Below are 24,455 nucleotides of genomic sequence, written 5' to 3' on the forward strand. Positions count from 1 at the left end.
AGTGTGTTTGCCTGTAGTCTCTAATTGGGGTAAGAATCATCGTGTGATCAATTCTCACTATTGGGTAGTAGCCACCTGGTATATTACTCAGATCAAGTGAAGAATTAACTTATTAGTAGTGTTTCCAGTTAATCTGGATTTTATTTAGGTTTTATTCAGCTTCCGCTATGGCGTTTTTTCACCTTCCTCTGAGGTGGTTGGGCTACCCAAGATAGTATTCCTGAAGTTTCTTTTAATAAGTTAGTAATCCGCACAGTGATTTTTGAGTTTGGTATATAGTTTTACGCTTATTCTGTAATTTAAAATGAACTGTAAAAAGAAAGTATCTATCGTATTTTACCCTGGGGCACACTCATTAGATGTAATGGGGCCCGCAGAAGTGTTTTCGCTGGCAAATCAGCAGCTAAAGGATAGGGGCTTTAGTTGTGATGATCAGTATGAGGTTGAATTCTTAGCCGAAGATGGAGATACCAAGGAAATCTCATCAGGTTTAAGGATATGCTCAGATAGATGTTTTACTGATTCAAGAGGAATTCATACTCTCCTTGTGAGCGGTAATCTTAATGCTGCTGATGATTTGAATATCAGTGAATGTTTGAGTAGATGGCTTTCTCTTCAGTCTGGTTTAGTTAAGCGTATAGGCTCTATTGGCAATGGAGCTCTGATTCTCGCAAAAGTAGGTTTGCTAAATGGTCGGCGTGCCACTACCCATTGGAGATATATTGATCAGCTGAAGAGATTCTCAGAAGTGGATGTCGATTCAGAATCTGTATTTGTCAAAGATGATCATATATATACTTCTGCAGGTGTTAGTGCGGGGGTTGATATGGCTTTGGCAATGGTAGAGGATGATTTTGGTCGGGGTATTGCTTTAGCTGTTGCTCAATTAATGGTCTTATATCTCAAGAGAGATGGAGATCATAAACAGAGTAGCACTTATCTTATGAGCCAGTTAAAGAGTGATCGTTTTTTAGAGCTGGTGCAATGGATTCATAGTAATTTGGATAAAACTTTATGCGTTAATAGTCTCGCGGAAAAGACATCTATGAGCCCGAGAAACTTTGCTCGCTGCTTTACTCGGGATATGGGAGTAACTCCAGGTCGATTCGTTGAGAAAATTCGCATTGAAAAGGTTTGCCAGCTTTTAGCAACTCAAGCGTTAACTCAGGAGCGTATAGCTACTATCTGTGGTTTTAAGTCTCAAGAGCAGCTTAGAAGGGCATTTCGCCGAAATAAGGGTATGTTGCCGAGGGAATACCGTCGAAAGTTGTCGTGAAATAATTTATGGGACAGTCTATTCGGTAGGGCTGTCTCATTTTCAGAAAAGATATTTTTATCCTTGGATGCAAATATAAATAACATTTTCTGTTAGAGATTTTTGTTCTTCTTACCTAATTCTTGCTTGTCTTTCCTTTTGTAGATGCCTCCACTAGATTTACATCTGGGAAAAAATCTTTTAGCTGGCTTTTTACTCTTACTCGATGATTTACACAGCTTGATTCTCTCCATTATATAACCTTGCTAGGGTTGATTGAGTCGCTCCCATGAATAGGAATTAATTTGTTGTGTTAACTAGAAACTCTAATTTTCACGGGTAGACTGCGAGCTTCTCGGTCTCTATTAGGACCAAGCTGGTAGCAATTGGTAAGTGATATAGCATAAAATCATATCCCGATATATATAGGTGTGGCGAAAAAATAGTGATAGATTTGCGGCTAAATAAAATTAGACCCATGAACGGAAGCCCTTTAGTGGTGTAGATATTCTGGGAATCTAATATTGTTGGTGCGTTGTGGGAGTCGCGATCATACCCTTCGCAATATTAAATTTCTGAAAAATTTATAATGTACCCTTAATTATGGTGGATATATTGAAAGTTAGATGTCTTAGAAATGGGAAAAGCAGGTGCTGCAGCGAGAAGTATAGTTAGAATTTAATCTAAGATTTCTGGCCTGACAATTTCCGATATCTAATCTTCAGTATTAATTGACATATAATTAGCTACTCAGTCTAAGCTTTTCTATAAAAGATTGCCTGAGAGAATTTTTTGGACATCAAAAACAATCTTTCAAGGTATGCAGTAGCGATTGCCATTTAGTATGCCTCTCAGCTTGCAGATATACTTACTTTACCTATTAATGGATATGCTTTTTAGGAATACAAATTATTAGCTCTAGCCTTATTAGTTGCACTCGCTTATGAACCAAACCTCCTCTTGGGCATTTCTGCACTTGGAATAGCCTATGTCAATAAAACTGATAGATCTGATTATCCTGGACTACCGGAAGTTGATATATAGTGGCCTAAATAGCTTAAGACCGCCCATATAGAGTGGCGGTTCGATGTATAGGATGGAGAGGTAAGATGGACTATCAATCTTCTAAAAGCCCGGTACTTAATCTTTGGGGGCGATTTGGCGGCTCGGCATTGGGCCGCTGGCTGGTGTCTAAATTAGTGGCACTTAAGGCACCGTATTTTCGTTCAATCAAGCCGCGTTTCCTGGAATTATCACCGGGTAAAGTGGAGGTTTTACTGAATAAGCGTTGGAGCGTGACAAATCATATCGGTACTGTACATGCTATCGCTATGTGTAACGCCGCTGAATTAGCTGGCGGTGTTTGTTTGGATGTGTCTTTGGATCGACGCTTTCGCTGGATACCAGTAGGGATGGAAGTCAAGTACTTAAAGATGGCGAAGACTAATCTACGAGCCGTTTGTGAGTATCCAGGGTTTAAAACCATTGAGGCTGGCGATGTTGTTATGCCTGTGAGCGTTATTGATACTAATGGAGAGGAAGTATTTCATGCCGATATTACCATGCGTGTATCAGAGCGCCCCGACGCAAAGTAGTAGAGTTGTCATTTGAGGTCAATTCTTGGTGTATTTTCAAGGGGAATTGCCTTACTTTGAGCTTGAATATGGAGAAGAGTATGCAGGCTGGGAGGGGATGAAGTGTGCTCTACTCATAAATCTCGTAGAATATTTCTTTGTTCAGTCTTGATGTATTTGGAGGGTTTATGAGATTGGCTTGGCAGATAGAAAAGTCGACATGCCTCTTTGGTGGTGAAAATAAAACTGCTACGGAGCATGAGTTACACCGATCGGAAAGTACTGCCTTGGCGAATGATGATATTTATCAGGACCTTTCCGAGGTATTACAGCTCGCAATTTCCAAGCTTGATGAAAATGTAAGTGATACTTCTCTGTACTTCCTGATTAGTTGGGAGTCTGTATCTGCTTCTATGACGGTATCTGTAGTTGATGATAGCCGAAGCAATGACTCTAAAGTAGTTGTGCACTGTCACTTTGCTGGACTGGCTTCCCAATATGATGCTGAGCCGAAGAGGCAGCAGGCTTTGGTTAAATGGTCGGATGAACTTAGGTTTTGGTGTAAAGAGTATCTATCTACTGATCAAGGTTTTTCACAGTTTTCTCTGGTTGCATTGTTCGCGACAGGCTCCAGAGATACTGCTGTGATTCTTTAAAATGTAGCTGAAAACGATGCTTATATAGTGTGAACAACTAGGGCGGGGAGGCGAGGCTTAAAATGCCCTCCCTGTACAAATAACATAGGAAATGGAGATTTCTATGAATGTTTACTATTTGTGTATTGGGCTCTTAGCGGCATTATCCCTTTTGCTCGGCGCCTTGGTTACTGTTGGGCGGGGTAAGTATGAGGTTTTAGTTGGGCATTCTTTCGACCCCGATAATACCCTGCACAAATGGGTAAGGGCCCATACAAATACAGCAGAATATGCTCCCCTTTTGATGGTGCTTATTTACTTAGTGAGCTTAGGGCAGTCTTCTACCTGGGTTTGGTGGTTTGTTATTCTGCTGACCGCTTGTCGACTTCTTTTTGTTGCAGGCATCTTATTTCCCTCCACTATGGCAAAGCCTAACCCAATGCGCTTCTTGGGTGTCGTAGGCACTTATATCTTTGGATTGGGGCTTTGCTTGGCGCTGGTGCAGCAAGCCCTGAGGTTTTGAGTTGGTTGCAAGCGCTTTCAAACTTTATATTGGTTGGTGCTTAAACTGATCAAAATCGATTGGTCTATCGATAGCTTTTAACTTTTTGCCAGCTGGCAAAAACTGTTTACGATCCTGGCTGTATAAAAAACAACCTAACAAGTTTCCCTACAGGGCGGTTGACCGAATGCGACACTTGTCGCACACTAGCCCTGACTGTCACACGGGAAGATAAAATGAAAAAGGTAAAACCGTCCCCATCAGAACTTGCGCTGTTGAAAGCCCTTTGGAGGCGAGAACCGCTGAGTGCCAGAGAATTACATGATCGGGTGGGACCTGAATTGGGTTGGTCATACTCCTCTACTCGAAAGACACTAGATCGGATGCGGGATAAGTCGTTTGTGGCTCAATCTGAGATCCATGGAATCCATGTTTATAGCCCTGCGATTGAGAAGGTGGAAACTTTGGCGTCATATGCAAAAGATTTCGCTGAAAGAGTATTGGAGCTTGATGGTCCCCTTCCTGTGTCGATGTTTGCCGGCAGTAAGTTAATGAGTGATAAAGATATCGAGGAGCTTCAGGCAGTACTCAATTCCTGGCCTGACTCTGAGCCGGTCAAGAAGGATGGTGAATAGGCTATGGCCGAGATAGTCTCTACAGTTCTACCATTTGCACTGGATTTTCTAGTTACTTCTTTCTTCTCAATATTGTGGGCGGGGTTGGTTTTTATTGTTATTTGGCTGGCAACAGCTAGAAATAAAAATAGCTTTAATGCGATATACCATTGGCGAAGTTTCTGGTTGTGTGCAATGGTCGCTGCCGGTTCCCCATTTTTTCTTGCGCAATTGAGCGACCAGTTAACGTTGGGTATGGCTCCGGATCTGAATTTTGAATTACCGCCAGCTTATGAGGCTACCTCTATACCACCAATTAACATAGTTCTGGATGAGTATGTATCGACCTCTTTAAGTTCTGTTAAATTACTGGCTTTTCTTTGGTTGCTTATATATCTGTGCGGGGTGTTTTTTACCTTATCTAAAACGGTAGTGAGTCAGTTTTTCTATGGTAAGAAATTGAGTTTAATAGCAAATAATAAGCTTTCTGTTGTTAAATTTGACCAGTTTTTTACTTCATCTCAAAGTGATTTTCTAATCGGAAGTAAGACTCAGGTGTTTATAACACACTCAACGATTACACCATTTGTGATGCAGCTATTCAGTCGTAAATTGGTGCTTCCCTCCTATATTTTATCAATGAATGAAACGGAGCGTCATCTAATCATTGAGCATGAAATTATGCACTTGAAAAGGCTTGACCCCTTGTTGATTCTGATTGTGCATATATTTACTTGCATCCTATGGTTCAATCCCTTCTTAGGTTGGATGAAGTCTCGATTCAGCTGGGCGATAGAGTTGGGGTGCGATCGCGAAGTTCTAAAGTCATGTAAGCGAGAATTGCACCGTGTTTATGCACAAGCAATGATTGACACTCTTCGACGGAACTCTTCACAAAGAACAAGTGACTGGGTTGTAGCTTTCTCTTTCTCTGGTGGTACGAGTCAGGCTCCTTTTTTCCGACGCAGACTTTTGAATATTATGGAAGCCTCAAGGGCGGGGGCTAATAATGGCGAATTAGGTGTCTATTTACGCGCTATGTTGTTCTGCAGTTTTTCAACCATTTTAATACTCGGAGGGCTACTGTTAAAACCGGGATTAACAATGGCTTCAGTGGAGATTACCAAATTGACAGTCCCGGTTGAGAGTGCCCGTATTAGTAGCCCTTTTGGTGATTTCAGTAAAATTCGCAAAAAAACCCATGAAGGTACTGACTTTGCGGCACCGATTGGTACTCCGGTGGTTTCAGCTGAAAGTGGTGTTGTAATAGTCTCTACTGATGATTATAAGCATAAAAATTATGGGAAAATCATAATTATTGATCATGGTAATAATACGAAAACTCTGTACTCCCATTTAAATGAGCGGGAGGTTGAGGCAGGGCAGTCAGTACGTGCCGGCCAGGCGATAGGAACTGTGGGTATATCAGGGCGTGTAACAGGGCCACATCTTCACTTTGAACTTATCAAAGAAGGCAAGCGAATCAACCCAGAAACTTTGCTTGCGAAGTAAGGGGGGAGTGTGATTTATTACTTAAGAAAAGTAGGGTTACCTGTGAGGCGATTAACTATTTTCTTTCTGATCGATATCTGGAGGATGGCTTTTTTGCTGGTTCTTTTGTCGATTCAATCACTGGCGATAGCAGGGCCGTTATTGGAAAACCATTCCAATGTTAAATCGGTACAACATGATTTATCTTTTACATTGCCCCTACTCAATGATCTATCCCTGGTGCATCAAGATGAAGGGATGCAGTGTAGGGAGGTGGCCCCTCCATATAGAGTTGAGGAAGAATATCTAGAGCGCACAAAAAAAGTTCAACTAGCTAAAAACCAAGGGGTTTTATCACTATTGGTGGATAGTGGAGTCGATCGTGCAGAAGCGTATAAAATAATTCAGGCTTTGTCGGAACATGTCAATGTCAGTATTCTACCAGTTGGTAAGGAATTTAACTTAACAATAGATACCACTGGAAAGCTTAATAAGCTTACCTTGGTTGTTGGCTTTGCAGAGAGTTTGGAGTTGGTTAGACATGGAGACAATTATAGAGCTAATCAATTTGAATCTCCTGTCGATGCCAGGAAATACTACGTTAAAGGTGAAATTTCGGGCAGTTTATACCAAAGTGGAAAAGAGTCTGGCCTATCTAATTCTGTGCTCACAAAACTAAATGAAATATTTAGTTATTCCGTAGATTTTCAACGGCAGATTCGAGCAGGTGATCAATTCTCTGTTTTCTATGATACCTTTTTCAATAGCCAAACTGGAAAGGAAAAACTAAATAGAATTTTATTTGCTGAGCTTATTCTTAGTGGAGAAAAGATAAGTTTATATCGGTTTTCTACTGAGGGGCCTCAGGGGGTAGATTATTTTTACCCTGATGGCCAAGGCTCTAGAGGGTTTCTAATGCGTACTCCATTAGAGAATGCAAGGTTGTCATCTTATTTTGGACGCCGCAAGCACCCAGTCCTAGGGTATACCCGAGTACATAAAGGTTTGGACTTTGGAGCCCCTTTGGGTACGCCGATATTGGCTGCAGGTGATGGTATTATTGAGCGAGCTTCTTATTTTGGTAGTTTCGGCAACTATATTCGTATTCGCCATGGCTCCGGGATAAAGACTATTTATGCGCACCTTAAGGGGTACGCGAAAGGAATTAGTAAAGGGGGAAGAGTAAAACAGGGGCAGGTAATCGGTTACCTTGGCGCTACAGGTCGTGTGCAGGGGCGTCACTTGCACTATGAGATTCATAAAAATGGTACGGCTGTTGATCCATTAAGGCTTGACCTTCCTATTAGTAAGGGGCTGGTAGGAGATTCTTTAAATCAATTTTCTCAACAGGTTCAAAAGATTCAAGATGAATTGATAAAGTACGCTCAACCAAATCAGTTTGATTCATAATTAGGCTTTTCTTTATCTTTTTTATTTCTCTCTCACCTTATTATATTCAGGGTTTAACTGACTTACATTTTGTTGGTAGCGAATTTTTTCTTAAAGCAATATTGAGTATAAAATTAAAATAGGTTAAATATGATTAGAGCTATTCTGCTGATAGCCATTCTGGTGCTGTCTAATTCACTAATTGCAAAGCCCCTCATTACCAAGGTTTCTGAATCTTTTGAGTTAAGTGGATCTAAAATATACACAGTTGACTCTGATATTCTCAAACGCAAATACGACTTGTACGTGAAGTTACCATCAGGTTACTCGAACGATGACAATAAAAATAAGACCTACCCGATAATTTACCTTAATGATGGGCCTCATACATTTAAGGTTGCCTCGGGTGTTACACACTTTAAGGATATGGATAAAGCCATCGTAGTTGCTATTTCATTCGCTCACGGAGAAAACGGGCAGTATAGTCGAGTTCGAGATCTCACGCCCGTAGTCGATAGTGGGTGGAAGCGTTATACAACTGGTGGAGCCAGTAAGTACTTACAGTTTATTGAAAAAGAAGTAATGCCCTTTATTGAGGGGAGCTTTAGGGGGGATCCCACACGTAGGATTCTTTCAGGTCATTCACTGGGTGGATCTTTTGGTGCTTGGGTATTACTTACCAATCCACAGTTGTTTTCCACTTATATCCTGACAAGTCCTTCTCTTTGGTTTAAGGGTGAAATGATCTTTGATTTGGAGAATAAATATGCAAGCCATAACAACACACTGCCTGTAAACGTCTATATTGCCACTGGCGCTTTGGAGACAATACAAAAGAGCCACATGCGTAATGATATGGTAGATGGGCATAAGAGATTTCTTGCTAAATTACAGTCGCGTAATTATCGTGGATTAAAGCTTAGTGGAGAGGTGGTGAGCGGTACGGACCACTATTCCACTTTCCCGGTGGGGTTGGCAAAAGGTTTAAGGTGGGTATATCAGGATTTGTGGGCAATATAATAATTCTCGCGGTAAAAGAAGAGCTATAGCTGCCCGTGACAAATGGTAGATCTGTTATGCTATTGGAATTATGCGCGTTTGCCACTTTGTCCGGTCATTACTGCCGCGCCAATCATATGGGCTAAACGTAGAGCTTCAGGGACATACCCAGTGTCAGTGGTTTGCTCTAACACCTGGGCGGCAATCTCCGGTTTACATCCCTGCACTTGAAAATGGAAGTTATTGTAGTTATGGATACTCCCAGCTTTCATCAGGGTTTCTTTACGCAGTAGATAGTCAGGAAAATTTTGCAGCGCTTTATCAATGGCTTGAATGTCTGGTGGTTTTCGCATTAACGCGATACAAGGGCGCTGTAAGATATCGGCCAGCTTGGGTAGATCAATAATATTGAAACCACCCACTGCTACTCCATCGGTCAATACGGCATTTACCTGGCTGTAGAATTTACTTTCTTTCAGCAGTGTGGCAAGTGTTTCTGTAGCTTCCATCCCATCTTTGCTTACCTGCCCCCAAAGCATTCCCTCAAAGCGAGTTTTGGTGCAGACAATACCGCTTACTTTTACCGGCGCGCCCCTTCGTTTTTCAAAAGGGGCGTCATCAAAACCGATAACTCGGATCTGCTTCCTTAATCGTAATAATTCTGCCAGAGGCTTCATTATTTCTTGTTGCCCTGAAGAAATAAGTAGGGAAATAACTTTAGTTTTTCCTCATGGCTTAATGATTCCATACGACGGATATTATTTTCTGGAATACTCTCTGGATCTGGATATAGATCAATCATTTTTTCCAGGTTTTCTTCTCTCAGCAGGTGTAAGATAGGATAGGGTGCGCGATTAGTTAGGTTTTCTGCATCGGCGGCTGCAGTGCCAGCAAATTGATAATCTGGGTGGAAGCTGGCTAATTGATAGGTGCCTACATAGTCGTTGCGTTCCAGTAACCACTCTGCTAAATCCAGGAACTGGTTGTAGTCGCTGAATTTCCCTAGGTGATTAGGGATAATCAATAAGGTGGTAAGCAATTCAGATTCCGAAGTGGTATCGAGCCGACGTAATTCCGACAATAGATCACTGAGTAGCGCCTCGTCTCCTGTGGCAGGACTCACCTTGAGTCGAATTTGCCCTGCACGCAGAGGTTTGCGTGCGAAAGGGCAGAGGTTGAGACCGACAACCACATCAGTAAGCCATTGTTCTACCGCCTGAGTAACAGCTTTTTCCATTTGACTGCTTACCACATAAGATCATCGGGGATCTGAAAGTCTGCATAGGGATCATCTTCATCTACCACTGCTGAACTTTCAGCAGGCCTGATTACGATATCGCTATTGCGCTCCGCAATTTTCTCGGCAATAACCCGTGGAACCAACTCAAATTGTTCTCCCTGGACAACAATCATCAGGCGCCCCGCAATCAAGTGATCCCTTAATTCTTCGCTGACATAGATGGTTTTGATTTTTTTGTCGAAAGTGAAGTTATAAGTAATTTCACCAGAATAAGGTTGGCGATTTTTTTCCACCAATTGCTTGATTTGCGCGGCAATAGCTTTCTGCTGTGCAGCCGCATCGCGCTCGGCATTGAGGGCGCGATCACGAGCGGCTTTCTCTGCTTGAGCCTTTTGTGCTGCTAGCTTTGTTTCATCAATCTGGGGTTGTGAAGACTTCTTCGCAACTTTCTGTTGCTTCCGTTTATCTTTGCTGATTTGTTTGGCTTTCTTTTTATCGACAAGTCCTGCTTGGAGTAGTTGGTCTTGCAATGAGGCCATAGTCTCTTCCCCGTGAAAGTCTAAAGTTTCGGCAGCCTTTACAGGTATGCCTGATCAAATTTTCACCAACCATATGGGTTGATAGTTTGTGAGGGTATTTTACCTGAAGATGGTCCAACTACCGCTAAAGATTTTTATGGTGTCCAAGGCTTACCGGAGGTAGCAGTTGCGATGATTTCATCGGGTTCCTTGCCGTCACTCAGCATTTGAGCGCCCCCTGGAATTACCAGGGCTGAGCCAGTAGCAATAGCCACCCGCTTGCCACTGGGAGTATCAATGTTGCAAGAGGATACCCTCAGCTGCCGGCCGCGGTGGAGTACCTGCGCCTCCAGAATCAAGTCGCCACTGTTGAGCTTGGCTGGGCGAGCAAAGCGGATATGCATGTCCAGAGTAGCGAATATAGATCCTGCAGGCAGTGTGGAGTAGACCGCGCCTCCCATGGTGAAATCTGCGGCCCATGCCAAAAGTCCACCATATATAGAAAGGGTCCCATTGGAGAACCAGGGAGAGGAGGGCATAGTCGAGATACAGCGACCATTTTCAACCTCTATTGCGCGGTAACCTGTGAGCATCCAGATAGGGTGAGTTCGCCCCTCACTAATCGTGGTTCTCTGCAATTCGATAGGGACTTGCTCCGGTAAGTGTGCCATGTCGCAAAAGAACGTTTTTGGAGGAGGGCGAAGATAAGGGTCAGGTGTATCTGTTGGTCCTAGGTCGGGAATTGGAAGCTCCTGATCTGGGTTGACTGGAAAGTCGGCAATAAGGCAGCGAGTGCTACCGAAAGCGAGGGTTCTCCCCTCCTGATCGTTAATCTGAATACTTGAGAGCCCCACCTGGTTGCCTGAATGAACGGTCGTAGCTCTACCAACAATATTTTGTGTACTGCTAGTGATGGGTCGAATAAAGCACATATTTAATTCTGATGTGCTCAAGACTTTACCAGCGGGTAAGGTTGTCCATATTGCGGAGGCCAAGGGGGCGTCTGCAAACATGGCATAGATCCCCCCCCAATAGATCCCGGTCCCATCAGCTAGCCACGGCGTAATAGGCATAGAATAGGTGGCCTTACCAAGGCCGGCCTCGGTGGGAGTCATACCCGTTAGTCGCCAAAAAGGGGGCCCGGGTAAGCTGCCGCGAATGTAACGTTTAAAGGTGTCGAGACCAGGTTGCTGCAACGCCCTGAGGTCACAGATGGCACCACGATGGACTTCGTCGGTGATATTGGTCATCCCCCAGCCTCCAGTTGCTTCTAGGACAAGGGTAATGTGAGGGTTTGTTGGATGCGAAAAAGGGAGAAAGCTGCGGAAGAGTCTTTTACCCTAACAGCGCAGCTATCGATCGGCGGATACTGGTTATGGAGCTAAGTTGGGTAGTTTGGCTACGATATGGGTATTCGGGATAGGCTGCCCTTCCATAAATAGGTTTATCGCATCCTGGACTTCAGGGGAAGCCATTAATAAATTATGCCCTGCATTTTCGACTGTTATTTTAGTGGCGTTTTTGAACCCTGAAATGGCTTCATATTGACCTTCCAGGTAAGTTCTTCCGTCCAAGGTCCCGCTAAATAGTAATACCGGAATATTGCTGACTGGCTTTTCCCGAAATTTATCCCCAAGATCCAACTCTGGCGCTAAATTATCGTAGTGCAGAGAGAAATTTAGGTAGTCTTTCAGTAGAGATTTTTGTGCCTGCTCTACAACCTGTGCTTTACGCTTCATATCAATTCCAGAGGCTATATCCATCGCCGTCGGCATCGGGCGCAGGGATATGGGTATGCCTGGTTGCAGAAATTCATTGGGAAAGTAACGTCTGGGCACCTTGTCGAAACTTAATGTATCTCCTTGGTCCAAATCGCGATAAAACCTGAGTAGATAGCTGACACTTTTAGGGTCCGCAATGAATGCCGAGGCTAGTTGTTGCATATCCCTACGCTGCAGGAGGTATTCGACTTCCCTGCCATCCCGCTGAGGGATTTTAATTTTCAATGGTTGTGACTCAAGTCTTTTATGAACTCGGCCTATAAGTGCTTTTATATCTGGATAGGCTGTTTTTGCTGCGGGTTGCTGATTGATTGCCTGTTGTAGACGGTTTAGATAGTAATCTGTTCGGGCGGGCAGCTTGATAGTTTGGTCCAAACCCTCTGCACTGGATAAAATTAGCTTATCAATAGAGCCTTCGATCTCCTTTACCGCTGCCAAAGAGAGATGGCTTCCATAGGAGGTGCCCCACAATACTATTTTCTCTGCACCCAAATGGCTCCGTATGGCATCAAGATCTCGGGCATTTTCGAGGGTATTATAAGCAGTTAGGTTTACACCATTAAGCTCCCAAAAATGTAAGCACTCTTTTAGGGCTTTGCGGTGGTAGTTGATATACTGGGTATCGGTGATTGGTTCAAGGGAAGGTACAATTTGCTTGGATTCACAATTGGGAAGGTCATTGGAACGGCCGCTACCACGTTGATCTAATGCGATAACATCACCAAATTGTCGCAATGCCATAAACATATCAAAGCGATAGTTAACGGCCATAATTCCTGAGCCACCAGGGCCGCCTGCTAGGTAGATTATTGGTGGGCCCACTTTCTTTCCAGTTGCAGGAAACCTTACATATTGGAGGGTGATATTACGGCTATCTTTCTTAGTGCGATCTTCTGGTACCTCAATAAAGCCTTGATAGCCCTCTGCAGTTTGTTTGCTCCATGTAGTAAAGGTGTGCGGTTTTTCATTGTTAATGGACTTTGCTGATCCGCTGACAGGGCTCAGTGATAGCATTATTATTAGCGGAGCGAAAAGATGTGCTTTTTTGGCATTATTTTTCATTGTTTCGATACTTCCTTATTGTCGAACTTAGGCGAATGTTATTGTTTTAGATCGGGCTCTTATTTTCAAGTGGATAAAAAGTTTATTCGAGAACTCATGGGGGTTTTCTCTATATAGATACCCCGTGAATATCGGTAATATAAGCTATTAACCTCTCACTAGGGATTTCGGTTTAATTAGTCTGTCAGACAGAAGTCCGAAAAATAGTAGGTGGATGTTTAAACCCCAGTACTAATGGGCTTATGGGGTCCGTGCAAGGTTATAATCAATGATAGGCAATATTGCTACTCTATGAAAGCTAGCTTTCTTTAAATTCACTATATAGCAATTAAGCTCTTGCTCTTAAATAACTAAAAAATGGTTCTACGCCTGGGGTGGCAAGTGTTCAGGTATTATGGGTTGTTATATAAAATCATTATGCTCAGATTCATGGGGCGCCTCTGATGTAGATATTTTACCTGAAGTAGGGTGTCTGAGAGCGAATCGTATGGCGATTTGAAATTCATCATCCCTAGATAATAGCTTTGGTAAAGTGAGGCTATAGTGTCAATGAAAAAATGCCAGCTATAACAATAAGGATAGCCTTTTTATCTTTGGTTTGTTCATCACGCCTATGAGATTTTTATAAATTTTAGTGGTTGTATATCGTTGATATAAAAGACCTTTGTATTGATAAAACTGTCATCTAGTAGTTCATATTTTTATTGCTCTTACATTCTCGTTCTGTATAGCAAGCCAAGTCCTAAATGGCAGTAGTTGGAAATGAAGTGCCATGATTTGCTTCTGGAATAATGAGCAGTCGGGGGCTTATCTCTAGCCTTCTTCAATGACTAATTTTCTTTGGGGCTGCCTCGCTCCCCTTACCATGTCGTTGCGAATTTGGCTTTTTTCTGGAGTTTCTATAGCACCAAATCCAATAAACACCTTTCGGTAATTAGAGCTGAAAGTAGCTTTCATGTTAAAGATTCTTGCACGATCGTGCCGCACTGATAGACTGCTGAGGATATAGTTATCAAAGCCGCTTTGCCTGGTAAGCAACATATATGTGCCAAATAGCCCGCCTAGAGAGTGCCCTATAAACGTGTGCCCACTGTCAGATAGGCGATATGATCGTGCTAGGAAGGGTAAAATGGCGTCATGGATAAAACTGGCATGCTCATAGGCCTTGCCAGTTAAATATTTGCAGTTTTTATCGTTGGTGGGGGGAAAGACCCGAATACGGCAGGCATGATTTTTGACCCTTTTGAGTAAGATAGTCCAACCAAAATGACTTCCTGCAGCTTGCCAAAATCCATGGGCACTTGAGTTGCACCTGAAATGGTCTGAAGAGCTGAGTCTGCATCGATCATTAGAACTAAAGGATATCGTTAGTCGAGGGTACTTTCGTAACTCTTAGGTAACTTAACGTAAAGTGAATAGGACCTAGTACTGATAGGATCTTTAACTCCAGGCTGCTGCTTCGAGGAATTTGGAACGGTGAGATGTCTGCGTTCACTGAAAGTGAAGGGGCTGAACAAAGGCTGAGAGTGCAAAACAAGGTTGCTTAGGGCCCTCTCAGGGCTTTAGCACGGATAAAACGCTTGTACTTTTTGTATAGTGGCTTGACAGGCTCTATAAACGAAAGTGTCATTTTCTTTCCCAGTTGCGACTATGCCGGCGTGAACAAAAAGTCAGGAAAGTACTCTAGCATATAGAAATGATTCATCTTGAAAACTGTTCGCATAAGATTTATTCAAAAGATAGCAATTTTTTTTGTAATAAGATAAAGAGTATGAAGCTCTCAATGTTTCTGTGGAAGTGTAAAAATCTACTTTACTACTACAAAAACGGAAGAAGTAAGTAATTCTATTTTTATATTTCGTAATGTAACTTTTTCATATCTACAATTATCCAAGTACTTGTTCCATTTTCCCCTCTTTTATTTTCCCTCCTTTTGAAGGTTAATAGTCTACGATTTGATTAGCCTTTAGGCGCTGAAGTTCATAGTAATACCTCTCTATGCTTGTAATTTAGGCGTTACTTTTTTCCAGTCACTGGAGGTGGTCGTTTATCGTATGTTTTTTGTCTACTCCCTGTGTTTTTAGGGGAAGTTAACTTTAGTAAAACTAAAGACTTATATCGGTTTAGCTAGTTGATACTCGATTTTGAAAAGAAGGCTGGTTTTGTACTACAAAAATAATTTGACCAAAAAATAATTGATCGATGGTTTGTTTTGTTTATTGTCTCTAGAGAGCCTCTGTAAGTTGTACTAAGTATTGCAAAATTTTCCAGAAGCTCAGGGAAACCGGTCGGTCACACGAGATGGTTCACTAGAAAAATGGAAAACTTTTATCAGGATGATGTGACGCAGTGGGTTGGTGAGTATGGATTGGATTTGAAACGTTACTTTTCTTCCCGAGTTAATCTATCTGATGTTGATGATCTAGTTCAGGAGGTTTTTATTCAGTTATATATTCGTATCAAAAAGTATGGAGGGCAAATCGAAAACCCAAGAATTTACATTTATGCCATGGCAAGAAATCTTTTGATTAGTCATGGTAGGCGTCAAAAGTCTAGGTGTGGAGGGTTACATGACTCTATTGATCACAAAGTCGACATCCCTTACATGATTAGTCCGGAACGGACGGTGATGGGAATACAGGCTTATACCCGAGTGCTGGAAGCTATTTTAGGATTGCCGCCAAGAGCTGGTACAGCTTTTCGCTATCATCGCTTTGAGGGAATGACTTATCAAGCAATTGCGGAGCAAATGGGAATCTCTAAGGATTCGGTTAAAGAATTAATACAACGTGCCTTGACCAAGGTTAGGCAGGTGGCAGAGGAAGCCCCTTGATGGCGCAAAATAGGTCATATTGTGCTGTAGGTTGTGACCTTCTTTCGAGTAGATGTCTAACGGAGCAATAAGCTCAACTAGAAATTTTTTGGTGAGTGATTCTGCTATCGCTACGCTAGAGTTTTGGTTTTTTAGTTCTAACTGTTGCAGCTTTCGAAATATTTAGTTAATAATTCTGCTTTAGTCCCCAGAAAATCAAATTTATTTTTTATCCCCCCTTTCTTTTAGCTCTCGCGTCTTAAGTTTTGTTAAACCTGAAATAGGTTTATATCAGGTCAATAACCCAATAATACCGACAATAAAGAGAGACGTAGTGTGATGATGAAACCTGTCAAAAAGAAAACATTGATTGCACAAGCGATTTATCAATCTGGACATTCATGCCAAATTACTCCTTGGTACAGCTCCATTGTTGCCTCTTTGGCAATTGCAGTTGTTCCTACCATTTCCAGCGCCCAGGAGAGTGAAGAAAGCAAACACCCAAGACAGGCGATTGAGGAGATCACGGTTACTGCGCAGAAGATTGAAGAGAGTATTCAAGATGTACCCATTGCAGTATCTGCACTCAGTGGCGACAGTATGGATGACCTTAAGATTGAGCGGGGGGAGGAGTTGCTACGAGCTGTCCCAAATACCAATTTTTCCAAATCCAACTTCAGCACCTATAACTTCTCTATTCGCGGTATAGGCACTAAAGCTGTTTCTGCTGCTTCAGACCCGGCGGTTGCTGTGAGCTTTAACAATGCTCCTTTAATTCGCAATCGATTATTTGAGCAAGAATTCTTTGATGTGCAACGGGTTGAAGTCTTGCGTGGCCCCCAAGGTACACTTTATGGCCGCAATGCGACAGCTGGCGTAGTTAATATGCTGCCAATTATGCCTGGAGATGAGTTTGCCTCTGAGATCAAGGCGGAGGTGGGCAGTTATAACACCAAACGCGCCAGCGGAATGTTTAATATCCCATTGGGGGAGACCATGGCGTTGCGTCTCTCTGGAGCCATGACTAAGCGTGATGGTTTTGATTACAACACTTATACCGGTAACGATGTTAATGACCGCGATCTATATTCTACTCGTGCAATCTTTGAGTGGGAGCCCAGTGAATCCTTTAGTGCCAACTTAATATGGCAGCACTTTGAAGAAGATGATCGGCGCTCGCGCACGGGCAAGCAACTTTGTACAAAAGATCCAGGCCGAACACATATTGGTGATACTGAACTAACAGGCTTTACGCCAGTGTTTTTTAGTCAGGGTTGTCTGCCTAGCTCGATTTATAGTGATGACGCTTACAGCGCACCCAATGCCCAGGGTTTTGCGAGCGTCTTGGCTACCGGATTAATTATCACTAGCTATGGTCAGGTAATTGACTGGTTTACTGACCCTTATGCGAATTCAACACAGTCGCGTGATCTTCGTAAAATTGAAACCAGTTATGATCCGGTATTTCGCGCAGAGAATGACTTAGTGCAACTGAACTTCGAATGGGGCCTGACAGACTCTCTCACATTTTACTCTCAGTCGACTTATGCTAAGGACGATTACTATTCATCCCAAGATTATAATCGTTATGTTTCAGATCCCATCTTTAATGATGGGGGTAATTTAGAACCTACACCGGGGGGAGTTTTTACTGATCCACAGTTGGGGCCCTCTGAAGGACTGTTGGCGGTTGATATTAGTCGATCAGATAATAAACAGTGGAGCCAGGAATTCCGATTGCAGACATCTTTCGATGGTCCTTGGAATTTTTCAGTGGGCACAAACTATTTAGACTTTAAAACCCAAGATGACTATTTTGTATTCAATAATATATTTAGTATGGTGGCGCAATATCTATATAATGCCGACCGCGATGAAAATTTCAACTTAGTATTTCAAAACTGTACTGATCCAGAAGTAAATGTTGGTTCAGATTGTATTTATGTTGACCCTAACTCGATAGAAAACATTGATGAGGAAGGACATAACTATTTCTTGAGCCGAAATTTGGTGGAAGTTAATTCTTGGGCATTATTTGGTGAAACTTATTGGCAAATTAATGATGATGTAAAGCTAACTACCGGCCTTCGCTATACAAATGATCGCAAGCGCTCTACTCCGGTACCCAGTCAGCTATTGTTAGGTACTTTTTATGATCCGGTAACGGGGGAAGTCTCCTCCGGTGAAGTCTCCGGGGGGCTTGTCCATCGAGGCTATCCGGAAGGTGATCCGGCTACTCAGAACTGGAAGGAGTACACCGGGCGTGCAGTTTTGGACTGGAGAACGGATCTGCCCTTTACGGATGAAACTATGCTCTATATGTCCTTTGCGCACGGCTATAAAGGTGGTGGTACTAACCCTCCCCGAGCCGAGGTTGATCCAGCAATAGTACAGTTTCAGCCCCTGGAAGATTCTTTTGAGCCGGAGTTTGTCAACGCAATTGAGTTTGGCAGTAAGAACATTCTTTTCGATGGTAGCTTATCGCTTAATGCTAGTGCCTTTTACTACGATTATACCGACTATCAAGTCTCTCAAATTGTTGACAGAATTTCTCTCAATGAGAATTTTGATGCGGAAACTATGGGGCTTGAGCTTGAGCTGGCTTGGCAGCTTACAGATGCAACACGAATAGATATGAATTTAGGGTACCTAAAAACCCGAATTGCAGACGGAGAGGAATCTGTTGACGTGATGGATCGTACTCAGGGCAATGAAGATTGGGTACTGGTTCGTCCTAGCATCCAGGTGCCGTCTAACTGTATTGCACCTGTGGATTTAGTTGAAACGGTTATGGCAGCGCCTAATATTTTCGCTATTTGGTCGCTTTGTGCGGGTTCCGCCCAGTATGGTTCATTCTCTCCAGAAATCGAAGTCTCGGATGCATTGCGCCATGATATCAATTATGGAGTTGATTCCTACAACCCGCTAACCGATGCACCTAATGGGGGGCGTGGTTTTGCTGCTGATTTAAGTGGAAATGAGTTGCCCAACGCACCACGTTTCACCGTTAATTTCGGAGTGGAACATACGATTCCTATTGAGAATTGGGATTTAACTCTACGAGCAGATTACTACCGTCAGTCGGAAAGTTATGCTCGTGTATATAATACTGAGTATGATCGTTTGAAGGCTTGGAGTAATCTCAATGCTTCAGTTAGCCTCAGCAATCCTGACTCTGATCTATATATGCAGCTCTACGTGAAGAATATTTTTGATGATGCGCCTATCACTGATATGTTCACTAATAGTGATGATTCAGGTCTTACTACTAATGTGTTTACATTAGAGCCTCGTATTGTTGGCTTAAGTGTTAGTAAAGGGTTTTGATTAATCCGGTGAAATCTGTGATTCATTGTTTAGATTTGATTGAATGAATATGTAGGTTGGTGAGAGGATTTCTTGCCAACCTATTTTTGCATTTTTATAGATGTCTTCTGAAGTCTAGCGGGCTTGGCTTTAGGGGCGCTGCCAGTTTTCGTACTGCATATGAGTTTTGGGTTACAAAAATAGTCATTAATTATTGTTGGCAGGTATATAAATTAACTGTTTCCGTAATGCTAGTGTTGTTAGCATCTAGGGCTATTAATTAAGGCGGGATAGGCTTAGAGGCTGTATAGATGAAATGAGAGTTTGTTGAAATTACACTATTAATTTCCCTCTAGCTGTCTGAACCTGCGCTGGGAGTTTTGGCGCTGTTGAAGGTGGTTTTTCCATTTGGCTAATTCAAAGATCTTATGAGGTCTCCAGTATATTCACCGGCTGTCGTCTTAATAAGTCTATTTTTAATGAACATGGTATTGCTCATGCACTTATAGGATAAATCGTGAGGTTCCATCTTGCTGAAAAAATCAATTTATTTTCATCATTTACTTCTTGCTTTCAGTAAGGTTAAGAGCTTTTATTTTGCGCTTTGCTGTAGTGAAGCGAATGTTGAAATTCCAGTATCGAGGTATTGGCGATAAATCCTGGAAGGCCAAATAATGGATTGATTGTATTTTATGGTTTATTTTATTGTTGGCTTTCATTTGTTAGTAAGCTCAGTTAAGTAGGGTGTCCAAGGTCATCCCTCTCAGTCAAATTTCCAAAGAATATGGGTTTTACTTTATTAAATTTCACATGCCTTGATTTTGTTAAAAATTCAATTTAATCGATAAAATGGATTTATAGGCAGATTAAGTAGTTGTGATGGAGGATTATGGGTTAGTAATGATAGTGCCACTTACGGTACATGGGGAAACCGGCTGCGTTATCGTTAGGAAACTCAGCCTCATCGGAAGCGATTTCCCCAATTAGCGTATTGGGCGGATATATTCTTGCTCTTACAGTTCGTTATCAGCTTTTCTTATAAAGCGTCATAGACTTGAAATAACTTATGGAGCTCTGGTGTCGGGGCAATTGAATTGCCGGTTGGCACCAAAAGATAAGATGTGCCAGGTCGGGAGTATTTGCCCATAGCGGACCACCTGCTATCGGCTTCTACACCTTGTAGGCTGTATTTGCTGCCCTCAAGGCAATTTTGTTTGGTTTTTGCTCTCCCTGCTCCAGATTCATATTGCTATACTCCGCGCCCTTGAAAGCCCCCTGTCTTTATATGGAGAACTTGATGTCTGATTCACAGTGCGATATTGGCTTTATCGGCGCCGGTGTGATGGGTAAGAACCTGATCCTGAACCTGGCCGACAATGGCTATAGGGTCTGTGCCTTTGATTTGGATCACAACCGGCTGAATGCGCTGCTGGAGCAGGACAAGAAAGAGCGTGGAGATCAGCCTGCGCGTGTTGAAGCCTGCAACTCTTACACAGAGCTGTTGGCGAAGGTTAAAGCCCCGCACTTGATTATTCTCTCGGTTCCGGCTGGAGACCCCGTTGATGATGTATGCAGCAAGTTACTCGATGCGGGCTTAAAGGCTGACGATATCGTTGTTGATACTGGTAACAGCCTGTGGACCGACTCTGTAGAGCGGGCTAAACGGTATGAAGGCAAATTGATTTTCTTCACCACCGCAGTATCCGGTGGCGAAGTGGGTGCTCGTTTTGGGCCATCCCTCATGCCCAGCGGCGACCGTTATGCCTGGAGTCGTATTGAGCCAGTTTGGCATGCTATTGCCGCCAAAGTGGATAAAGCCAGCGGCCAGCCGATTGAGCGCTTTGAGCCTGGCAACCCGGTTCGCGAAGGTGAGCCCTGTGCGGCTTATATCGGCCCGATAGGCTCAGGCCACTATGTGAAGATGGTGCATAACGGTATTGAATATGCCGATATGCAGATGATCTGTGAGGCCTACCATGTGATGCGCACGGCGCTGGGTATGGCCCCAGAGGAAATTGCAGAAGTATTCCGCGAGTGGAATCGAGGCCCGCTGAACAGCTATCTGATCAATATCAGTGCGGAAGTGCTCTCTACCTTGGACTCCGTGACAGAACAACCGCTGGTAGACGTTATCCTCGACCGAGCAGGGCAAAAAGGTACTGGTCTCTGGACAGCCATGAGCAGCCTGGAAGTGGGCTGTCCGGCCCCGAGTATTGCCGAAGCGGTTTACGCCCGTTCATTATCTACCCGGAAGGTATTGCGTACCCGCGCAGCGAAGAAACTGCAAGGGCCTGAGTTGACACCAGTGGCTCCAGAGCAACGGGAAGAAGTGATTGCACAGCTGCACGACGCTCTCTACTGCGCAAAGATCTGTGTTTACGCTCAGGGCTTCGATTTGATGAAGCTGGCTGCGCGGGAGCAGGGATGGCAGTTGAACTTCTCTGAAATTGCCAGAATTTGGCGTGCAGGTTGCATCATTCGAGCAGTGTTCCTGCAATCTATCAGCGATGCTTACGATCGAGATTCCAAGCTTTCCAACTTGCTGCTGGATGATTTCTTCACCCAGCAGATTGCGGATCACCAGGCCAACTGGCGCCAAGCGGTGGCGAGCGCCACTCTGAATGGTATTCCGGTGCCGGCCCTGTCATCGGCGCTCAATTACTACGATGCCTTCCGCACCGAGTCGCTGCCGGCGAACCTGCTACAAGGACAGCGTGATTTCTTTGGAGCCCATACCTTTGCGCGTGTGGACCAGCCTGAGCAGCGCAAGTACCACGTCCAGTGGACCGAACCTGGCCGCCCAATGGTTGAGATCTGATTGGTGGGGTAGGGGGCAGGTGATACGTGCCTTTCAGGTACGCATCACTATCTGAGTTCCCTAAAGAACGACCTCTTCTACCTCTTTGGCCAGAGCCTCCGCCTCTTGGCGGCTGGCTTTGGCCACCAGTTCCTCAACGCTAGCCGACTCGGTGTTGACGCCACCGAAGGCGGACAGCAAGTCTTTGGTCAGGGCTGAGATCTCCAGAGTCATCACCGCAAAATCTGCATCAAATCGCTGGGCTGCGCTTTCTGCATCGGCGCTATCGGCCTTCTCCAGAAGCTCGTCACTGAACTTGATACGCTTTAGAGACAGCTGATCATCTACCAGGAATTCAACGCCCCCACGCCAGGTCAGCCCCAGCTTGTGCACTTGTAGTCCGGCCACCAAGTGATTGTGAATTTCCTCGGCACAGAGGTCCTGGTTTTTACAGCGGATAACACTGCCGCTGTCTTTGGGATCGCGCAACTCGCATTCGTGGCCAAAATCAAACTGATGCGGTGCTTCAGGGGCACTGAGCCAGTGGGTCATCGTTTGCTGTGGCAGGTTCTTGGCGGAGAGTGGTACCACGGCAAGGCTACTGATAGCCTCGCGGAGGTTCTCCAGCAGTTCCTCGGCGGCGGAGGCAGAAGAGGCGTCAACCACTACCCAACCATCCTGAGGTGCAATATAGGCATATTGCAGACGGGAGCGAGCGAATGCCTTGGGGCGCATTTCAAGGAGAATCTCGTCTTTAAGGTTTTGCCGCTCCTTGCGACCTACCTGCCTGGCTTCTTTTTCAGAAATAGCTTGTGCCAGCTCTTCAACTTTCTCATTGACTACCGCAGCAGGAATCACTTTTTCTTGCTTCTTAGCACAGACCATTAGGTAGCTATTAGTTGCGTGCACCAACTGGCTGCCGTGGCGCCCTAGTGGAGGCACCCACCCATAGCGAGTGCTGTCCTGACTGCCACAGGGAACAAATGCATGGGGCTCCAGCAATTCGTTCAATTTTTCAGCATCCAGGGAAAATTCTTTCGTCAAACGATAAATACGGAGGTTTTTAAACCACATACATCAGGCCATCTGTTTTCAGTTGCGAGTGCGGCCTGCATTATGCGGAAACCGGGGCGGGGCAGCTAGAGCCTGTTAACACTTAATTGATGGGTTCTTTAAGTTGTTATCAAGCTCCAGAATATTACTGGTCCAAGGCGGTGAAAATTTGTTCAGCCGAACTTGTCAGGCCTGGCTGAACAAAGGTTTATTTGAGAATACTGTCTATTGCTTTGCCACTATCCTGCGAGAACTCTTCTGACTTATGGCCGAGCAGTTGTAGTGCGGTTGCGGCTATCTGATCCTGAAAAATGGCTTCTCCCCTGGATACTTCTCCCAAGGCCTTAATGTCTGGGCCCAGTGCGGCAATCCAGATTTCATTGGAGCCGGGTATACCCGCTTTGTGGGGGTGGTCTTCTTTACCGAAGTATTGGGTCAGTGCAGGGCCACTGGCGTGGTGGGGCCAGGATTCAGCGGTGTTGCCACGCCCGTGGTCAACGGTAATGAGTAGGTTGGTATTGTCTCGGTATTGATCAAGAGATTGCAGTGTCTGCCAGAGTTTGGCGAGTATCATGTCGCTCCGATGTGCGGAGTGGAGATACTGGTGATATTCCTCATCGTGGGCAAAATCGTCAGTTTCACCCAGGGCAATGTACATTACCTTGGGCTTTTTGCTAATTAAGTACTCTTTTGCAAATCCATAGGTAAATGCATCGGGTCGCACGTTTTCCCAGAAAACCGGCAGTTGCCCCTGCAAATCATTGAGAAACCCTGCTCTTTGGCTCAATTTTGGCCAATCGGCAGCTTCCAGCCCCGCGTTAATGTAAATACCACTGCGATCACGATTAAGTATCGAGGAGAATACCCCCCAGCTACCGAATGCAGCGATTTGGCCTTTGTACTCAGATTTGCTGTTTAGCCACTCGAGAAAGGTAGTATTGGCATTGGGAGTTGGGTCATTACTATTGATTTTGGGGTCGGCGGAGCCGGTTAAAATCTCATTGTAACCGGGATAGGAAAACCACCAGCTATTGGTAACTTGTGCTTTAGACCCCTTGTCGCGATTGCCAATTAAAACCCCTTCTTTAGCCACTGTTTGCCAGATAAAAGGCAATAATTTTTGACGTTTTTCGATGAGTGAATCGCCGTGAAAGTGATTGATAAGGTCTTGTTTATTTTCAGTGAACTCTGTGTGGTTGAGAAGTTCAGGGTCATAACCGGAGAACACTTCCTGCCAGCGCAAGCCGTCGATAGTAACTAATACGAGGTTGTCTGCGGCAAGGGATTGAGTAGAAAGAAACAGGGTCAGGATTGCTGTAGTCAATCTGTTCATTGAAAGAGCTCTTTGCATATTTTTGGATTATTTATATTTGTCGCAAATAATCAAAATTATTTTTCGACTATATTTATTATTTATTGCACTTTAT

General features: G+C 43.9%; 19 protein-coding genes. 11 read left to right on the plus strand and 8 right to left on the minus strand.

The annotated features are described in order from the left end of the window. The first annotated feature begins 304 nt into the window (after positions 1 to 304). From ACJJI6_RS00910 to ACJJI6_RS00945, 8 genes are all read left to right on the plus strand, one after another. Positions 305 to 1,276 (plus strand): GlxA family transcriptional regulator, encoded by a 972-nt coding sequence (locus ACJJI6_RS00910; protein ID WP_475712219.1) that lies wholly within the window; start codon positions 305 to 307, stop codon positions 1,274 to 1,276. A 1,088-nt stretch (positions 1,277 to 2,364) separates the two neighbouring features. Next, positions 2,365 to 2,850 carry a hotdog fold domain-containing protein gene (locus ACJJI6_RS00915; RefSeq protein WP_444911193.1) on the plus strand — a complete coding sequence of 162 codons (486 nt, stop codon included), beginning with the start codon at positions 2,365 to 2,367 and terminating at the stop codon, positions 2,848 to 2,850. Positions 2,851 to 3,017: 167 nt separating this feature from the next. Next, entirely contained in the window at positions 3,018 to 3,485 is a 468-nt protein-coding gene (locus tag ACJJI6_RS00920) for a hypothetical protein (RefSeq protein WP_413662725.1), read from the plus strand. A 103-nt stretch (positions 3,486 to 3,588) separates the two neighbouring features. Further along, on the plus strand, positions 3,589 to 3,987 hold the full coding sequence (locus ACJJI6_RS00925; RefSeq protein WP_475712220.1) for an MAPEG family protein: 399 nt from the start codon (positions 3,589 to 3,591) through the stop codon (positions 3,985 to 3,987). A gap of 215 nt (positions 3,988 to 4,202) precedes the next feature. Continuing rightward, positions 4,203 to 4,601 (plus strand): BlaI/MecI/CopY family transcriptional regulator, encoded by a 399-nt coding sequence (locus ACJJI6_RS00930; RefSeq protein ID WP_475712221.1) that lies wholly within the window; start codon positions 4,203 to 4,205, stop codon positions 4,599 to 4,601. 3 nt (positions 4,602 to 4,604) lie between these two features. Further along, positions 4,605 to 6,092 (plus strand): M56 family metallopeptidase, encoded by a 1,488-nt coding sequence (locus ACJJI6_RS00935; protein WP_475712222.1) that lies wholly within the window; start codon positions 4,605 to 4,607, stop codon positions 6,090 to 6,092. Between the two features lie 9 nt (positions 6,093 to 6,101). Next, complete coding sequence (locus ACJJI6_RS00940; RefSeq protein WP_475712223.1) at positions 6,102 to 7,481, plus strand: M23 family metallopeptidase; 1,380 nt, start codon at positions 6,102 to 6,104, stop codon at positions 7,479 to 7,481. 129 nt (positions 7,482 to 7,610) lie between these two features. Next, on the plus strand, positions 7,611 to 8,480 hold the full coding sequence (locus ACJJI6_RS00945; protein ID WP_444917762.1) for an alpha/beta hydrolase: 870 nt from the start codon (positions 7,611 to 7,613) through the stop codon (positions 8,478 to 8,480). 68 nt (positions 8,481 to 8,548) lie between these two features. Here ACJJI6_RS00945 and ACJJI6_RS00950 read toward each other — a convergent pair whose 3' ends face one another. The 6 genes from ACJJI6_RS00950 to ACJJI6_RS00975 form a co-directional block, all read right to left on the minus strand. Beyond that, on the minus strand, positions 8,549 to 9,136 hold the full coding sequence (locus tag ACJJI6_RS00950) for an endonuclease dU (protein ID WP_444917761.1): 588 nt from the start codon (positions 9,134 to 9,136) through the stop codon (positions 8,549 to 8,551). Beyond that, complete coding sequence (locus ACJJI6_RS00955) at positions 9,136 to 9,696, minus strand: DUF1415 domain-containing protein (RefSeq protein ID WP_413662718.1); 561 nt, start codon at positions 9,694 to 9,696, stop codon at positions 9,136 to 9,138. The genes ACJJI6_RS00950 and ACJJI6_RS00955 overlap by 1 nt, the downstream gene beginning before the upstream one ends. 8 nt (positions 9,697 to 9,704) lie before the next feature. After that, on the minus strand, positions 9,705 to 10,238 hold the full coding sequence (locus ACJJI6_RS00960) for a DUF2058 domain-containing protein (RefSeq protein WP_413662717.1): 534 nt from the start codon (positions 10,236 to 10,238) through the stop codon (positions 9,705 to 9,707). A gap of 134 nt (positions 10,239 to 10,372) precedes the next feature. Continuing rightward, on the minus strand, positions 10,373 to 11,467 hold the full coding sequence (locus ACJJI6_RS00965; protein WP_413662716.1) for a PaaI family thioesterase: 1,095 nt from the start codon (positions 11,465 to 11,467) through the stop codon (positions 10,373 to 10,375). A 123-nt stretch (positions 11,468 to 11,590) separates the two neighbouring features. Then, positions 11,591 to 13,060: an alpha/beta hydrolase gene (locus tag ACJJI6_RS00970; protein WP_475712224.1), complete on the minus strand. Its 1,470-nt coding sequence runs from the start codon at positions 13,058 to 13,060 to the stop codon at positions 11,591 to 11,593. A gap of 813 nt (positions 13,061 to 13,873) precedes the next feature. Then, entirely contained in the window at positions 13,874 to 14,425 is a 552-nt protein-coding gene (locus ACJJI6_RS00975; protein ID WP_475713428.1) for an alpha/beta hydrolase-fold protein, read from the minus strand. 952 nt (positions 14,426 to 15,377) lie between these two features. Between ACJJI6_RS00975 and ACJJI6_RS00980 the strand changes: the two genes are divergently transcribed. The 3 genes from ACJJI6_RS00980 to gnd all read left to right on the plus strand — a co-directional run bounded on the left by ACJJI6_RS00980 (position 15,378) and on the right by gnd (position 21,996). Beyond that, the gene (locus tag ACJJI6_RS00980) at positions 15,378 to 15,893 is read left to right on the plus strand and encodes an RNA polymerase sigma factor (protein ID WP_444907717.1); all 516 of its coding nucleotides are present in this window, start codon (positions 15,378 to 15,380) and stop codon (positions 15,891 to 15,893) included. A gap of 318 nt (positions 15,894 to 16,211) precedes the next feature. Further along, positions 16,212 to 19,199, plus strand: a complete 2,988-nt coding sequence (locus ACJJI6_RS00985; protein ID WP_475712225.1) for a TonB-dependent receptor — start codon at positions 16,212 to 16,214, stop codon at positions 19,197 to 19,199. Positions 19,200 to 20,475: 1,276 nt separating this feature from the next. Beyond that, on the plus strand, positions 20,476 to 21,996 hold the full coding sequence (gnd, locus tag ACJJI6_RS00990; RefSeq protein WP_444933768.1) for an NADP-dependent phosphogluconate dehydrogenase: 1,521 nt from the start codon (positions 20,476 to 20,478) through the stop codon (positions 21,994 to 21,996). Between the two features lie 60 nt (positions 21,997 to 22,056). On the opposite strand, the gene rdgC is transcribed toward gnd, so the two are convergent. Next, positions 22,057 to 23,049 carry a recombination-associated protein RdgC gene (gene rdgC, locus ACJJI6_RS00995; RefSeq protein ID WP_475712226.1) on the minus strand — a complete coding sequence of 331 codons (993 nt, stop codon included), beginning with the start codon at positions 23,047 to 23,049 and terminating at the stop codon, positions 22,057 to 22,059. A gap of 187 nt (positions 23,050 to 23,236) precedes the next feature. Further along, positions 23,237 to 24,361 (minus strand): alkaline phosphatase family protein, encoded by a 1,125-nt coding sequence (locus ACJJI6_RS01000; RefSeq protein ID WP_475712227.1) that lies wholly within the window; start codon positions 24,359 to 24,361, stop codon positions 23,237 to 23,239. Positions 24,362 to 24,455: the final 94 nt, after the last annotated feature.

The sequence above is a fragment of the Microbulbifer maximicatervae (SeqCode) genome (assembly GCF_056232625.1).

Coding starts and splice junctions, on each gene's coding strand:
- ACJJI6_RS00910 (WP_475712219.1), top strand. CDS start 305: ATGAACTGTAAAAAGAAAGTATCTATCGTATTTTACCCTGGGGCACAC.
- ACJJI6_RS00915 (WP_444911193.1), top strand. CDS start 2,365: ATGGACTATCAATCTTCTAAAAGCCCGGTACTTAATCTTTGGGGGCGA.
- ACJJI6_RS00920 (WP_413662725.1), top strand. CDS start 3,018: ATGAGATTGGCTTGGCAGATAGAAAAGTCGACATGCCTCTTTGGTGGT.
- ACJJI6_RS00925 (WP_475712220.1), top strand. CDS start 3,589: ATGAATGTTTACTATTTGTGTATTGGGCTCTTAGCGGCATTATCCCTT.
- ACJJI6_RS00930 (WP_475712221.1), top strand. CDS start 4,203: ATGAAAAAGGTAAAACCGTCCCCATCAGAACTTGCGCTGTTGAAAGCC.
- ACJJI6_RS00935 (WP_475712222.1), top strand. CDS start 4,605: ATGGCCGAGATAGTCTCTACAGTTCTACCATTTGCACTGGATTTTCTA.
- ACJJI6_RS00945 (WP_444917762.1), top strand. CDS start 7,611: ATGATTAGAGCTATTCTGCTGATAGCCATTCTGGTGCTGTCTAATTCA.
- ACJJI6_RS00950 (WP_444917761.1), bottom strand. CDS start 9,136: ATGAAGCCTCTGGCAGAATTATTACGATTAAGGAAGCAGATCCGAGTT.
- ACJJI6_RS00955 (WP_413662718.1), bottom strand. CDS start 9,696: ATGGAAAAAGCTGTTACTCAGGCGGTAGAACAATGGCTTACTGATGTG.
- ACJJI6_RS00960 (WP_413662717.1), bottom strand. CDS start 10,238: ATGGCCTCATTGCAAGACCAACTACTCCAAGCAGGACTTGTCGATAAA.
- ACJJI6_RS00965 (WP_413662716.1), bottom strand. CDS start 11,467: ATGACCAATATCACCGACGAAGTCCATCGTGGTGCCATCTGTGACCTC.
- ACJJI6_RS00970 (WP_475712224.1), bottom strand. CDS start 13,060: ATGAAAAATAATGCCAAAAAAGCACATCTTTTCGCTCCGCTAATAATA.
- ACJJI6_RS00980 (WP_444907717.1), top strand. CDS start 15,378: ATGGAAAACTTTTATCAGGATGATGTGACGCAGTGGGTTGGTGAGTAT.
- ACJJI6_RS00985 (WP_475712225.1), top strand. CDS start 16,212: ATGATGAAACCTGTCAAAAAGAAAACATTGATTGCACAAGCGATTTAT.
- gnd (WP_444933768.1), top strand. CDS start 20,476: ATGTCTGATTCACAGTGCGATATTGGCTTTATCGGCGCCGGTGTGATG.
- rdgC (WP_475712226.1), bottom strand. CDS start 23,049: ATGTGGTTTAAAAACCTCCGTATTTATCGTTTGACGAAAGAATTTTCC.
- ACJJI6_RS01000 (WP_475712227.1), bottom strand. CDS start 24,361: ATGAACAGATTGACTACAGCAATCCTGACCCTGTTTCTTTCTACTCAA.